Raw genomic sequence first — 14,837 nt, forward strand, 5'->3', positions numbered from 1 at the left:
CTATCTATATCAAGGCAAATTATAAATTATAGATTATTTCTATTCGCAACTGTCTAATTATTTCAGAAAAAGACACCAGCCATCCATTATTTATAATCTATAATTCACAATTTATAATTTACACCTTCCCATTCCCATGTTCTCTTCAAGGCCTCCTCAAATGAAGTACGTTCAAAGGGAATGATGGACTCCAATTTGCGAACATTCAAACAAACATGTGGAACATCCGTTGGTTTAGCTTCCTTAAACTCCAATTGAAAACTTGGAACTAATTCTTTAATCTTTTCTAAGATACTCAACAAGGAAATGGCTGAACCATAACCGATGTTGATGGTATCATTTTTATGACCTGAACGCCACAACTGAAATATAGCCTTAGCAATATCTTCCGCAAAAATATAATCTTTAGTTTGGCTACCATCTCCCCAAACCGTGAATGTTTCACCACGTAAAGCTTTCCTCAAAGCAATATTGATCACACCTTGCTGCTCTGAATGATGAAAACAACCAAAGGGATTGGACAGACGCAGAATTAAATAATCAATTTGATGGATTTTGGAATACAATTCAATGTAATGTTCAACCGCCAATTTGATAATCCCATAGGAAGAGATAGGCTTGCAGGCATGACTTTCACTCAGAGACTCCTTACCCGAATGTCCGTAGACAGCCCCACCCGAAGAAAAATACACTAAAAATCGACAATTGTGCTGTTTCATTACATCCAAGAGCTGAATGGTCGGATTCAAATTTGCCGCTAAATCCTCTGATACATTTTGAGTAGAAGTGGCAGGGACGATGGTACTAGCAAAGTGAAATACTTGCGTAAATTGGCCTTTTTGAAATAACTGATTCAATAAATCGAGGTCCCCATAATCCCCTAATACCCAATTTACCTGTGGAAAATTTTCTTTTTCCTCTGGAAAATGCCGGGATAAAACTGTTAATTCTACCGCTGAACGTACCGATTGCTTTTCCAGATATTGAATCCAATTCAATCCTAAAAAACCTGCTCCCCCAATGAGTAAAATTTTTTCCATACGTTTTAATGACCTGCAAAAATAGAGCTAAGATTTGATTAACCTAGTCGGGAAGCCTTGAAAATAATTTTGTATTTTCGTTCATTCATTCACTTTGAACCCCATTAAATGAAGCTAGTTATTGCTCGTTCGAATTACTTTTCTTATTCCGAAACTTTCATCGATGAGCAAATCAAGCAAATGCAACCTTTCGCGGTACTCTACGAGGGCTGGCAGCCCAGTAGATTATACCAAGGTGGCTCCATTTATCCCTTTCCGTTCAATCAATTGCTAGTTCGCGGGAGTCTTCGCCGACTTTTACCTAGCTTTTATCAAAAGATTTACACGCATTTTCTTCGCAAATACCTCAGAGAATATCAAATAAATGCCCTTTTAGCCAATTATGGCCCTTTGGGAACACATATTGCTGAGGCATGTCAGGCGGAAAATATACCCTTTGGCATCGTATTTCTAGGTTTTGATGCCAATGAAACCAAAACATTAGAGAATTACGGAAAGCGCTATGCGGAAGTTTTACCCAAGGCCAAGGCCATCATTGCCGTTGCCTCAGCCATGAAATCTACTTTAGAGAAAATCTGTGGGCCTTTACCAAACCTACACATCATTCCTTGTGGCGTAGATTTACAGCAATTTTATCCGGCCAAAGAAAAGAAAAAAGGTGGACCATTTCAGCTCATATCTGTGGCTAGGTTTGCGGCTAAAAAGGGCTCATTGTTGAGTATTCAATCCTTTGAAATCCTACTAAAAGAATTTCCAAATGCCCAATTTAACATGGTGGGGGATGGTCCACTTTGGCAAGAGGCCAAAGACTATGTTCAAGCCAAGGGCTTAGAAAAACATATACATTTTTTAGGAGCTAAATCTCCTACGGAGTATTTACCTCTATTGCAGGAGGCTGATGCCTTCATACAACATTCCATTGTCACGCCCTCAGGTGATTCAGAGGGAACGCCTGTAGCGATATTAGAGGCATCAGCCACAGGCTTGGCCATTGTTTCTACTCGCCATGCCGGCATTCCCGAAGCAGTAATCGAAGAAGAAACCGGAATTTTAGTGAATGAACATGATGTGGCTTCTATGGGTCAAGCTCTTATCCGTTTGGCAGCTAATCCCGCCTTATGTCAACAAATGGGGATGGCAGCCAGAAAACATATGGCAGAACATTATGAAGTGGGACGCTTAAGTCAAAAGATTAAACAGTTATTGAGCTAAGTTGAAGTGCCTACAATACAGGCAAATGTGTAAATTTGTTGATTATTCTAAAGAAAACGCATGGGGATCGTCATCCGACAAAGTTTAAAAGGCTCTATTGTTACCTATTTGGGTACGGCCATCGGGACGTTCAATGTGATTTTCTTGTACAATAAATTTCTCAGCCAAGCAGAAGTTGGTTTAATCGCGGGAGCCTTGGTGAGCATTCCATTAATATTTTCTTCTTTTACCCATTTTGGAATACCGCACATTGCTGTTCGATTTTTTCCCCATTTTGATAATCCAGAAAACAAGCACGGAGGGTTTTTCACCTTCTTGCTCTTATCCCCTCTAGTGGGACTGAGCTTATTCACCATTGGATATGTAGCCTTGAAAGGAGTCTTTAACCAGTTTTATGCAGAAAACTCTCCGCTCCTTCCCACTTATTTCTATTACATTATCCCCTTAACGGCCAGCTTTCTATACATGAGTGTATTGGAAGCTTATGCCAGGGTTCACCTGCGCATCGTGGTTCCAGCCATCATTCGGGAACTTTATTTGCGGATTTCTAATGCGCTACTGATTGTCGCCTATGGTTGGGGATACCTAAATTTTCATCAATTGGTACAAGGAATTACCATTTCTTACCTATTAGCTGTGGTGGCACTTTTACTATATATCAAACAGTTAAAGCGCTTTTATACCCGAATGGATTTCTCCTTTTTGAAAAAACCCATCTTCAAAGAAATGTTGGGTTATGGAGCATGGGTGATTCTAGCGGGAGCCAGTTTTACGCTCATTCAGCATGTAGAAAAAATCATGCTTCCAGCCTATGCAGGTGGCCTGAGCACTACGGCCATTTTTGATATTAATTCACGAATGGCGCTGATGATTGCCATTCCAAGAAATGTGATAGCGGCTATTTCCACCCCTTTATTAGCCCAAGCTTGGAAGAGAAATGACACGAGTCAGATTGAGGAAATTTACAAGAAATCCTCCCTCAACTTATTGCTCGTGGGCTGTTTCTTATTCCTGTTAGTTTGGATTAATTTGGACCAAATCTATCAAATCATTCCGCGAAGCGAGGTCTATGAAACAGGAAAATGGGTGGTTTTAATGGTAGGAATCAGTAAAATCATTGACATGGGTACCGGCTTGAATTCCGAGATTCTGATTAACTCCAAGTTTTACCGTTACGACCTACTTTTTTATATCATTTTGGCAAGTATTGTGGTGGTAGGGAATCTGATTTTTATACCATTGTATTCCTTCAATGGGGCGGCATTTGCTAGCTTATTGGCCTTGCTTATCTATAACGCCATTAAATTTATATTTATTTGGGCCAAAATGGGCCTTCAACCCTTTGAAAAAAGAACTGCAGGTATTTTAATTTTAAGTCTAGTGATTTTTTTGATTTGTCATCAACTGCCTGTAGTGGGTGGTGAAAAATGGCTCAGTTGGTTTTTAACGATTAGCCTAAAAACCATTAGTGTCAGTATCTTATTTTTTCTAGCTGCCTGGAAATTCAATTTGTCACCAGACCTAAATCAACTGATTAAAAATTATTTGAATAAATGAAATTAATGTCCCTGGCCGGAGGCCTACCTCATTATTACAATTTGGTGCTGAACAAAATGCAGCATGAATTTGGCGTAGAGGTGGTAGTAGTGGTACCCGCTGGGAATGGAGCTACTTTGGGGGCTGGGGTTTTTGAAAGTAAAAGTGGTATCGAATTTAAGGTGATATATACCGAAGAATACACGACCTATTATGGTAAAAAATTCTTTAAAGGACTCAAGGAGCTGATTCTCCAAGAAAAACCCGATATCCTGATGGTGAATTGGCCCTACCAATTAGCCTATGTATTTTATCCTTCTTGGTACCGCTTTTTGCGTGAACAAAATGTTGCCTTAATTTCCAAGGAAATTCCTTTTCAAGTACCAACCTACCAACAGGCCATGAACTATTACCTGCGAGGAGGAGGTATCACAGAAAATAATCAGAATCACCAAAAGAGTTCTTCCCCTTTGGCCTACATTAAATATTGGTTGGTTAGAGAAAGTAGAAAACGATTTGTCAATCTGGTGGATGCCCACATCAACTACCTGGATGAAGCCAAAGATATTCATGCTAGCTATGGAGTTCCGCCAGAGCGAGTTTTTGTCACGGCGAATTCTCCAGATACGGATTACATTGCCCAGCAATATGCTGAGATTAAAAAAGAAGAAATTCCAGAGTCAAATCCCTTCCGACTTTTACATGTAGGCAGATTGGTCAAGTGGAAACAGGTTGACTTATTGATTCAGGCCACGGTTCAGTTAAAATCACAATTTCCATTGACAGAATTACATGTGGTGGGTGATGGCCCAGAATTAGCCTCATTAAAAACACTGGTTGAGAGTCTAGGGGCCCATGATTACATTCACTTTTGGGGAGGAATATATGACATGAAAGAATTAGGAAAGATTACCTTGGCTTCTGGAATTTATGTCTTAGCGGGGATGGGTGGACTATCCATCAATGAAGCCATGTGTTTCGGCAAGCCTGTTATTTGTTCTGTAGCGGATGGAACGGAGAAAAAATTGGTAAAAGAAGGAATTAATGGCCATTATTTTGAATCGGGTTCCTTATCGAGCTTGGTGGAAGTCATCTCTCGTTTGTTTCAACAGCCTGACCAAATTAAGAAGATGGGGCAAGCCTCTAAAAAAATCATTGAACAAGAAATTAACATTCATTCGGTTTTGAATAATTATATGGAAGCCTTTCGCTTTGCAATCAAACATCAGGCCAAATAAATTATCATCCAAGCAATTATATCGATTAGCCTCTTATGAAAGTAATACAAATAGTGGGTGCTCGCCCCAATTTCATGAAAGTAGCTCCTCTCCACCGTGCCATTCAAGCCATGGAAGGATGGGAATCTAAAATAGTTCATACGGGGCAGCATTTTGATGCTAAAATGAGTGATATATTCTTCACTCAGCTAGAACTGCCGAAGCCCGACTATTTTTTAGGAATTGGTGGGGGTACTCAATCTGAGGTGACGGCTAAAATCATGTTAGCATTTGAGCCCATAGTCTTGGATGAAAAGCCGGATTTAATTGTGGTGGTGGGAGATGTTACTTCTACCTTAGCCTGCACTCTAGTGGCCATCAAATTAAACATTCCTTTAGCTCATGTGGAGGCAGGATTGCGCTCTGGAGACAGGAAAATGCCGGAGGAAATCAATCGAATCTTGACGGATTCTGTGGCTGATTACCTATTCGTGACGGAAGAAAGTGGGATGCAACATTTAAGTCGAGAGGGCGTAGCTCCAGAAAAAGTATTTTTTGTCGGCAATGTAATGATCGACTCCCTAGAGAGATACCGAGAAAAAGCCCAGCAAAGTAGTATCTTGACGGATTTAAAAGTAAATACCCACGAATTCATTTTGGTTACTATGCATCGCCCAGCCAATGTTGATACGGAAAAGGGGCTGATTTCCATCTTGGAATTATTGGAATTGAGTAGTTCCAAAACCCAGGTAATTTTCCCGATTCACCCAAGAACCCGGGCCAATATGGATAAATTCCATTTGACAGAAAGGCTAAATCAAATTCCTAACTTGATTATTACCGAACCATTGGGCTACATTGAATTCATTCAATTGATGTCAAATGCTTCCGCCATTTTAACCGATTCTGGAGGTATTCAGGAAGAAACAACTTATTTAGGGGTTCCATGTTTGACATTTCGGGATAGTACAGAAAGACCGATTACCGTAAGCCTGGGAACGAATCAGCTTTTATCTGATTTGGATCCTAAAAAGACCTTTACTACACTAAGCAAAGTCCTGCAAGGAGAAGTGAAAAAAGGAGAAATCCCACCCCTTTGGGATGGACATGCCGCAGAAAGAATAGCTGCCATCATACATCAACTATTTCCTCATTCATGAAACCTGAAAGGCCCTTGAAAATCGTATTACTCTCCTACCATGATCAAAATGGTGGTGCGGCGATTGCTTGTGGACGTTTGCATGAAGCCTTAACCCAGGCGGGGCATGATGTAAAAACATTAGTCCAAAAAAAAGGAGGAATTGGGCCTAGTCAATCCTTAGAAACAAGCATCTGGAAAAAATGGATGACTTGGGTTCGATTTGTATCAGAAAGGCTTTATTTTCTACTTTTTGAAAAGGACAAATCGATTCGCTTCCATTTCAATCCAGGTATTTTTGGACAAGACATCAGTCGGCACCCTGCCCTCTTAGAGGCAGATATCATTCATTTACATTGGATCAATTTCGGTTTTTTGTCCATCGATTCCATTGAAAAAATACTTCAACTCAATAAGCCCGTATTCTGGACCCTGCATGATATGTGGGCATTTACAGGGGGGTGTCACCATAGTGGAGATTGTCTACATTTCGAGTTGCATTGTGGTAAATGTAAATTTTTAGCCTGTCCGAAAAGTGAAGATATATCTCATCGATTATGGGCTGCCAAGCAACAAAAATTTCAATACCCCAATTTACATATCATCACCTGTTCCGAATGGCTTGGTCAACGGGCAGAATCTAGTAGCATCCTGAAAGGAAGGACCATACAAACGATAGCTAACCCTATCGATGTAGGACTGTTTAAAATGGGAGATAAAACGGAGGCAAAAAAATCTTTAGGTTTAGATCCTGCCAAGCAATATTTGTTATTTGTAGCCATGCGTGTCAACGCTCCAGCCAAAGGATTTCACTATCTAAAAAAGGCCTTGGACCTATGGGTTGAAAAATATCCGGAACAAGCCTCGTCTACAGAGTTGTTGGTCGTGGGTGAAATTTCTGACCTACCCACCATACAATCACTCCCTTTGGCATTGCGTTGTTTGGGCATTGTCCATGATCCAAACATCATGATGAAGGCTTATCAAGCCGCAGAAATGTTTATCACCCCTTCACTGGAGGAGAATTTACCCAATACCATCATGGAAGCCATGGCCTGCGGTACTCCTTGTTTAGGATTTCAAATAGGTGGAATACCCGAAATGATTGAGCACCAAATAAATGGATATGTGGCACAATTTCAAAATGCCAAAGACCTTAGTGAGGGCATAGCCTATATTTTTCCAAAATCAAAGGAATTAGGATTGGCAGCAAGAAAAAAGGTAGAATCTCATTACGAAGCCTCTATCATTGCCGAAAAGCATATTCAATATTACCAAACTTGCCTATAGTATGTCGAAAACCCTGAGCATTATCACTGTAACTTACCAGGCAGAAGCGTTTATTGACCAAACATTACGGAGTATTTTTTCTCAAGGAGAAGAGGACTTTGAGCTCATCATCATGGATGGAGGTTCCAAGGACCGCACCCTGGAATTAGTACAGTCCTATGCTTCCCACATTGCCCACATCGTATCGGAACCTGATCAGGGAATTTATGATGCGATGAATAAAGGAATGAAGCTAGCTCAAGGTAAATATATTTATTTTTTAAATGCAGGAGATACCTTAGCAGGGCCTGACACCTTGGGTCATATGCTAGCTGATCTAAGAAAAAACCCTGACGTATTGTATGGAGATGCTATATTCGTGAACTCAGCTGGAAAGGCCATTGGGCTTCGCTCAGAGGTAAGTCCGCATCCACTCCCAGCACATTTAAGTTGGAAAGATTTCAAAAGAGGAATGGTCGTATGTCACCAATCATTTATTGCCAAAAGAGAGATATCACCCGCTTTTTCTATGGATTACCGGATGAGTTCAGATATTGATTGGGAAATTAATTGCTTAAAAAATGCCCAAAATATCTTAAAAACTGATTATCCAATATGTAGGTATTTGATGGGAGGGGCTTCTGTCAAAAATCTTCAAACTACTTGGAAAGAACGTTTTTTGATCCTCAGTAAGCATTTTGGCTTTTTCACCACTTGTTTCAACCACCTCATCATCATCGCTAGAGGAGTTCTTTTTACTTGGAAGAAAAGAGGTAAATACTGGTAATCTTTTTTAAATTTACAGGTAATATGAAAAATCTGGGCTATTTAGTACTATTCTTATTTGCGTCCATTCCTCTAACTTGGGGACAAAAATTTAAGTTGGAAACAAGTGTAGGTAGTAGCCATATTTTATGGTATGAAAACCAACAAACGATTGACTTTGCTACCCAGATAACTTTTCAAAAACCCCAATCCAAAAAGCTTTTCTTCTTGCGTTTAAAAACGTATGGAAATATTCATCAGGCTCCCGTAGATTTAGCTACCTATTCCTTCATAGAGCCCCAAAATGCTCCTAGTAATTTAAATCATTTAGAATCTGCCTATCGTGGAGGTGAAGCTGAACTTGGAATTAAATGGCAATACAAAGCCCAAAAGGTTGATCCATTTTTTTATCCATTACTGAGTTTATACAGTAAATCCTTGGCAAGAAGAATTTCAACCCCATCTTATAAATATATTGAGGAAGAAAAATACAGCTTGCACGGAGTTACGGCGGGTTTTGGAATTAAAATACCTGGTAAAAATGATTTTGCTTTTACAGCCCAAGTATTCGAACCTGTTATCCGTGAAGTAACATTATTTGGAAGATACGTGGGTGTTCCCTTCCAAACCTTAAGTACGGCCAATGACTTCTCTTTTAAAGGTAAGATTGAGTACAAACGCCAACAAATCGGGGCAACATTCATGTATGAATTGCTTAATTTAGGTGCGTCCTCGAATCCTAATTCCAAATCAATTCCAGCTTCGAGTGTACATTTTCTTTCGGGCTATCTTACTTATTATTTTTAATGAAATTATTAAGAATTTCTATCATACGGATTTGTACCTTTCTACTTATCCCTGCACTTGTTTGGGGGCAAGCTAAAGATGAATTTAGCAACAAAACCTTAGCGGGTGTCGAAGTACAAGCATTTGAGAAAAAGAGAAATCCATTAAAATCTCCCGATGCCATCGTCGTCTTAGATTCCAGCAAATTACAAATTGGCAATGCACTCAGTTTCTTACCTGCCCTCAATACCCAAGCAGGTATTCGTATGGAGGAAAGATCCCCAGGTAGCTACCGTTTAGCCATAAGAGGTAGTTCACTTCGTGCACCATTTGGTGTCCGTAATGTGAAAATCTATTGGAATCAAATGGCTTTCACTGATGCGGGAAACAACTCCTATTTTGCTCTTCTAGATCCAGATCAATTCCAACAAATGGTGGTTTCCAAAGGTCCCAGTGGAGGACTTTACGGAGCAGGAACAGGTGGCGTTATTTTGCTTTCCAGCCAGGCATATCAAGCACCCTCCGTACACCATCAAGAACTTTTCCATTCCTTAGGTGGCTACAAACAATCTTGGGATATTCGCCTGGGAAATGTAAGTAATGCACACCGCTTTTATGCCTCATTTTGGCAACAGCAAGGATATCGGGAACAGTCAGCCATGAAAAAACAATGGTTCTCCTATGAGTGGAACAAGAGCTTTAGTACTTCTGGGGCCATCAATGTATTGGCTTACTATGGAGACTTAGCCTACCAAACACCGGGTGGACTAACCTTGAAGCAATACCAAGAAAATCCGACACAAGCCAGACCTGCGGCTGGGGCCATTCGAGGTGCTGTGGAACAAATGGCAACCTTTAAGTTAAAAAGCTATTTAGTAGGTGCCCATGTCTCCAATGCTTGGAATGCTCGCTGGGCTTGGGATGCCATGCATGCTTTACAAGTGAATCAAGTGGAAAACCCAACCATTCGAAATTATGAACTTAGAAATGAGCCTAATGTCAATAACCGTGGGGTAATTCATTATAAACAAGCAGCAGGCCAGGGCCAATTCACTTGGGATATCGGTTATGAATTTCAATCTGGACAATTTGATAGCCGAACTTATGGTAACCGCAAAGGGATAAAAGACACCCTACAATTTGAGCAAAATACTCGTGTACAGCAAGGGGGTATTTTCACACAGATGGAATACAATGGCCTAAAAAACTGGGCCTTTACCCTGGCTGGAAGCTACAATAAACTTTGGACCGAATTCCAATCAAGCGAGGGAATCTTCTCTCCTAGGTTAGCCATCGTACGCCAACTAAGTCCATATCAATATTTGGTGGGGAAAATAGCGCATGGTTTTTCTCCTCCCAGCATAGCGGAGATACGTCCATCGACCAATGTCATCAATCGTACTTTGAGAGCTGAAAAAGGTTGGAATTATGAATTGAGTTATCGAGGTTTACTACCCAAAGCTAATTTAACTTGGGATTTAAGTTTGTACCAGTTCAATTTAGATGAAACTATTGTACTGAGAAGAGCTGCTGACGGTGCTGACTTTTACGATAATGTGGGGAAAACTACCCAACAAGGTATGGAATTAAGTGTACAATGGACGGCCACGCCCTTCGTACAAATCCTGTCGGCCACCACCTGGCAGAATTTCCGATTTACCGATTATAATTCAGCTGGAAGGAATTATTCAGGAAACTTCCTGACAGGAACCAGCCCATTCCAACAATCCCTATTATTGGTGTGGAATTTATTACCTGGCTTAAAATGGAATCAGCAACTCCTCATGACAGATTATATTTACCTGAATGATGCCAATACGGACATTTTGCCTTCTAGCCGATTATGGAACTCTAAAATTTCTTATCAGAAACGACAGGCAAAATACAGCTGGGAGCTTTGGTTTGCTATGGACAATTTATTCAATGAAAAATACAGCGCTGGCCCTGACTTGAATGCCGTGGGCGCCAGGTATTATAATGCCTCACCAGGAAGGAATTTTTCGGGTGGACTGAAAATTGGCTTCTTTTGATTAGGAAGGTCTAGTAAAATTAAGCTTTTCCATTAATTCGCTTGCATGCGAATCACTCACAGGAATATCAAAATTCCCAATTTTGATTCTTTGTTGCTTGATAGACTCAATTTTCCTCATGTTGACAATGAAGGATTTATGCACACGCATGAATAAATGACTACTTACTTTTGCTTCTATGGACTTCATGGTCAGCTTCGTTAAAATTGGCCTTTTCTCTCCTTCCAAATAAATTTTCACATAATCCTTCAGGCCCTCAATATGTGTGATTTGAGGAATTGAAATTTTCACCAAGGAATATTCCACATTCACAAAGAAGAAATCTTCTTGGGGTGCAGCTTCTGGGGTGGTTGTTTTAGAATTAGTCCCCAACTTATTCTTTTTAAGTTGGAATAATTCCAAGGCTTTATGTGCAGCCAGACTAAAACGTTCAATGCTTACAGGCTTCATTAAATAATCCACAACATCTAGCTCATAGCTGCTTTCTACCGCATAATGGTCATAAGCAGTCACCAAAATGGTCAATGGCTTCTCTTTCAAGGTTTGTAAAAATTGTGTCCCTAACATACCGGGCATTTGAATATCCAAAAAAATCAAATCGACCGATTGTTTCTGTAGAACTTCCATGGCGTCGAAGGCATTCTTGCAAGATGCAACTAATTCTAAGAAGGGAATTTGTCTTACATTCTCTTCTAATAATTTCCGCCCCATATTTTCATCGTCCACCACGATACATTGTAGCTTTTCCATATGCTTAAATTTTATGCAATTTTAATCGCAATACTACTTTAAAATCTCTTTCTAAATCTTGGATTTCCAATACATGCCGGCCCGTATACAATAATTCCAGTCTTCGACGAACATTTTTCAAACCTATACCTGAGCTTTCATCCTTGACCATCGGATCCCTGTCCCCTTTTTTATTTTCCACCTGAAAATTCAAAATCCCCTCTTCCACGACAAATCTTATTTTAATAATGGGATCCACCACGAATCCAACACCATGTTTAAATGCATTTTCTACAAATGGAATCAAAAGCATAGGTTCAATCACACTATTAAGCAATGTTCCCACTTGTTCAAACTCAATTTTCACATCATCCTCAAAACGCATTTTCTGTAAATCAATATAATTTTTCAAATATTCCAATTCCTTACTCAATGGAATCATAGCTTGATCAGAATCATAGAGCATATAACGCATCAAATTAGAAAGCCGAATTGTCACATCCTCCGCTTGTTTATCTGCTTGGGTACGGATCAAATACACGATGCTGTTCAATACATTGAAAATAAAATGCGGTGAAATTTGGGAACGTAAAAAAGAGAGCTCTGATTTCATTTGCTCATTTTTTGATTCCTCATTTCTGGCTTCAATAGTAATAAACTCAAGTAATAAGCCATAAGTAGAGGCTATTCCCGTAATCATGATCAAGGGAAAAAACCCATTGAGTGTAGGCCATTCCATCGACTGCTCATCGAAGGGCAGCACATAGGCCATTAGGAAATATTGGATGAACCAAAAGGAAATAACCAATAAAATGACGGCTACGATGTATTGAAGTACGCCTCCTTTTCTAAAAACAATGGGAATTAATACCAATGTAATGGTGTAAAACAGAGGCACTACTGTGCAAATTTCCAACCAAATATGCTCAGTAAATTCTGGATTTTGGTGTGGATGCGGATGTTCATTGGAGTGCGATTGATGCACAGGACTTAATAGAGGTAATCCTATCCACAATCCCCATAAAATAAGATTGAATAGGATCTTAAACGTTCGTTGAGATTTAGGTTGTAATAAGGCTTTCCACATACACGCAATATTCTATAACAAAGCTAGCCAAACATCATCAAATTAGAAATCCAGTCTACAGGAGCGGTAATTGCATCGACCAATGAGAAAATTCAGCCAACCAATAATTTAAACCATTCTTATCGACAAAATAAGCTCATACATCCTCCTTTGAACTAGGCTAATCGAATATAAAAAAATTCTAGAGAAATGCTACCTACCTTAGTCGAACCAAAAAGAAAAACCAACCTTGTATGAAACTTTATTCAATCCGCCTTATCATTTTCTCCTATTTATCCGTTTTCCTATTTCATGCTGCTATAGCACAAAATTCCCAATCTGCCCAAGATAGGAAAGAAAGTCCAAATACAAGTGAGCCCAAGACCTTATTCAAGGTCAATTCGTCTAACAAATTAAAAAGTTATGGTTTATCATTTTCTCCCATATTTCAGTTTGGTCAACTTGGCCCTCAAGAAGGCGGCATATTAGCCTTACACCTGAATAATAAATGGGAGATTGGTGGTAGTTTTATAGGAAGCATGCGTCATAGAAATGAACTCTATTCCAATGATTTAAGACAAAGCTTCGCCGCATTATCTGTGGCCTACACACCCAAAGCTAATAACCTAGTTCACATTAGCTTTCCCCTGATGATTGGTGCAATTCGATACAACGACGGTCTAGAGCCAAGATTAGTTAATTCTACTGCCATGCCGGGTCCTGGACGTTCAGGGGATTATTACTGGAGATACAGTCGAAGTGCTTTTGGTTTACAGCCTGGAGTTAATGCAGAATTAAATGTGCACAAATACATTCGGTTTTTTGTAGGAGCCAACTACCGCCTAGCCATTGGGAATGATGAATTACCTGAATTATCAGGTCTTTCCGGACAGATAGGCTTAAAAGTCGGCTTCTTTAATCACCAATTACCTAGTAAAAAATAATCTACTTTCAGTGTATAAAAAAAGGCGAACTGTTTGGTTCGCCTTTTCTATGTTTTCTATACTTAGAAATTCCTTTCTCCTGCTTCTCTCTTACCTAAAAGAACTGCACCTACCATTGCAACAAAGAACAAGATAGAAACTAATTCAAATGGTAGTAAAAACTCTCCATAGAGAACTTGTCCTAGGTTTTCAACCATACCCGTCTGTGAATTAAACTTCTCCAAAGCTGGTCCAGGAATGGCATTTTTACGCACAATGGCAATCAAGACCACCAAGAGTGAGCCAGCCACAATGGATCCCGCTAATTTGGTCATGGAGCTCTTGGCTTCAGGTGTATTTTTCTTCAAATCAAACATCATGATGACGAACAAAAACAATACCATGATGGCTCCGGCATACACAATGATATTCACAGCCATCAAAAACTGTGCATTTAACAACACATAGTGTGCCGAAATGCAAAAAAAGGTAAACACCAAATACAAGACACTGTGGATGGGATTTTTAGACAAAATCACCATCAAGGCGCTCAATAAAGTTAATGCCGATAAAAAATACCAAATATTAGAGATTTCCATACATTCAATTATTTCCAACCATCGCGTAAATAGCGCTGATCCATTTTTTCAACTAATTTATCTTTCCCCCAAATAACCTCATCTCTTTCATGGAAGACAGGCACCATTTTATCATGCTGTAAATAGATGGCTTGTTTAGGACAAGCCTCCTCACACAATCCGCAGAAAATGCAACGAAGCATATTGATTTCGTAGACCTTAGCATATTTCTCTTCACGGTACAATGCTTCCTCTCCTGGTTTTCTTTCTTCAGCTACCATGGAAATAGCCTCTGCAGGACAAGCCACAGCGCATAAGCCACAGGCAGTACAACGCTCAGCACCTGCCTCATCACGCTTTAATATGTGCTGTCCACGATACACAGGACCCAAATAGCGTTTTTGCTCTGGGTAACGAATCGTTACAGGCTTTGAAAAGAAGTGTTTTAAGGTAGTGGCCATACCGCCTACAATGGCAGGCAAATATAAACGCTCCGCTAGGGTCATTTCCCCTTGTTCCAATACCTTGGTTTTATTGCTCAATTTCAT

The 14,837-nt window shown here is 39.8% G+C and carries 14 protein-coding genes; 9 read left to right on the forward strand and 5 right to left on the reverse strand.

The features are described from left to right. Nucleotides 1–104 precede the first annotated feature (104 nt). On the reverse strand, nt 105–1,040 hold the full coding sequence (locus tag ESB04_RS03465) for an NAD-dependent epimerase/dehydratase family protein (protein ID WP_129026315.1): 936 nt from the start codon (nt 1,038–1,040) through the stop codon (nt 105–107). Between the two features lie 108 nt (nt 1,041–1,148). Between ESB04_RS03465 and ESB04_RS03470 the strand changes: the two genes are divergently transcribed. Genes ESB04_RS03470 through ESB04_RS03505 form a run of 8 tightly spaced genes read left to right on the forward strand, consistent with a single transcriptional unit; the run spans nt 1,149 to nt 10,993 of the window. Beyond that, nucleotides 1,149–2,252, forward strand: coding sequence for a glycosyltransferase (locus ESB04_RS03470; protein ID WP_129026317.1), 1,104 nt, complete (start codon nt 1,149–1,151; stop codon nt 2,250–2,252). A 60-nt stretch (nt 2,253–2,312) separates the two neighbouring features. Then, nucleotides 2,313–3,809 (forward strand): lipopolysaccharide biosynthesis protein, encoded by a 1,497-nt coding sequence (locus tag ESB04_RS03475; RefSeq protein ID WP_129026319.1) that lies wholly within the window; start codon nt 2,313–2,315, stop codon nt 3,807–3,809. Next, a complete protein-coding gene (locus tag ESB04_RS03480) occupies nt 3,806–5,026 on the forward strand; it encodes a glycosyltransferase (RefSeq protein ID WP_129026321.1) in 1,221 nt (406 codons plus the stop codon). Before ESB04_RS03475 ends, ESB04_RS03480 begins: the two co-directional genes overlap by 4 nt. A 35-nt stretch (nt 5,027–5,061) precedes the next feature. Beyond that, on the forward strand, nt 5,062–6,165 hold the full coding sequence (gene wecB / locus ESB04_RS03485) for a non-hydrolyzing UDP-N-acetylglucosamine 2-epimerase (RefSeq protein WP_129026323.1): 1,104 nt from the start codon (nt 5,062–5,064) through the stop codon (nt 6,163–6,165). Beyond that, on the forward strand, nt 6,162–7,433 hold the full coding sequence (locus tag ESB04_RS03490) for a glycosyltransferase (protein WP_129026325.1): 1,272 nt from the start codon (nt 6,162–6,164) through the stop codon (nt 7,431–7,433). Before wecB ends, ESB04_RS03490 begins: the two co-directional genes overlap by 4 nt. 1 nt (nt 7,434) lies before the next feature. Continuing rightward, the gene (locus tag ESB04_RS03495; RefSeq protein WP_129026327.1) at nt 7,435–8,199 is read left to right on the forward strand and encodes a glycosyltransferase family 2 protein; all 765 of its coding nucleotides are present in this window, start codon (nt 7,435–7,437) and stop codon (nt 8,197–8,199) included. A gap of 23 nt (nt 8,200–8,222) precedes the next feature. Beyond that, complete coding sequence (locus tag ESB04_RS03500; protein ID WP_129026329.1) at nt 8,223–8,984, forward strand: hypothetical protein; 762 nt, start codon at nt 8,223–8,225, stop codon at nt 8,982–8,984. Continuing rightward, nucleotides 8,984–10,993, forward strand: coding sequence for a TonB-dependent receptor (locus ESB04_RS03505; RefSeq protein WP_129026331.1), 2,010 nt, complete (start codon nt 8,984–8,986; stop codon nt 10,991–10,993). The genes ESB04_RS03500 and ESB04_RS03505 overlap by 1 nt, the downstream gene beginning before the upstream one ends. Here the strand turns inward: ESB04_RS03505 and ESB04_RS03510 are convergent, their stop codons facing one another. Next, the gene (locus ESB04_RS03510; protein WP_129026333.1) at nt 10,994–11,743 is read right to left on the reverse strand and encodes a LytR/AlgR family response regulator transcription factor; all 750 of its coding nucleotides are present in this window, start codon (nt 11,741–11,743) and stop codon (nt 10,994–10,996) included. A gap of 4 nt (nt 11,744–11,747) precedes the next feature. Beyond that, nucleotides 11,748–12,809 carry a sensor histidine kinase gene (locus ESB04_RS03515; RefSeq protein ID WP_129026335.1) on the reverse strand — a complete coding sequence of 354 codons (1,062 nt, stop codon included), beginning with the start codon at nt 12,807–12,809 and terminating at the stop codon, nt 11,748–11,750. 233 nt (nt 12,810–13,042) lie between these two features. Between ESB04_RS03515 and ESB04_RS03520 the strand changes: the two genes are divergently transcribed. Next, nucleotides 13,043–13,732, forward strand: coding sequence for a hypothetical protein (locus ESB04_RS03520; RefSeq protein WP_129026337.1), 690 nt, complete (start codon nt 13,043–13,045; stop codon nt 13,730–13,732). Between the two features lie 62 nt (nt 13,733–13,794). On the opposite strand, the gene ESB04_RS03525 is transcribed toward ESB04_RS03520, so the two are convergent. Both ESB04_RS03525 and ESB04_RS03530 read right to left on the reverse strand, forming a co-directional pair. Then, the gene (locus tag ESB04_RS03525) at nt 13,795–14,310 is read right to left on the reverse strand and encodes an NADH-quinone oxidoreductase subunit J family protein (RefSeq protein WP_129026339.1); all 516 of its coding nucleotides are present in this window, start codon (nt 14,308–14,310) and stop codon (nt 13,795–13,797) included. 8 nt (nt 14,311–14,318) lie between these two features. After that, nucleotides 14,319–14,837: a NuoI/complex I 23 kDa subunit family protein gene (locus tag ESB04_RS03530; protein ID WP_129026341.1), complete on the reverse strand. Its 519-nt coding sequence runs from the start codon at nt 14,835–14,837 to the stop codon at nt 14,319–14,321.

Origin of the sequence: Aquirufa rosea, assembly GCF_004118285.1 — a bacterium.
Lineage (GTDB): Bacteria > Bacteroidota > Bacteroidia > Cytophagales > Spirosomataceae > Aquirufa > Aquirufa rosea.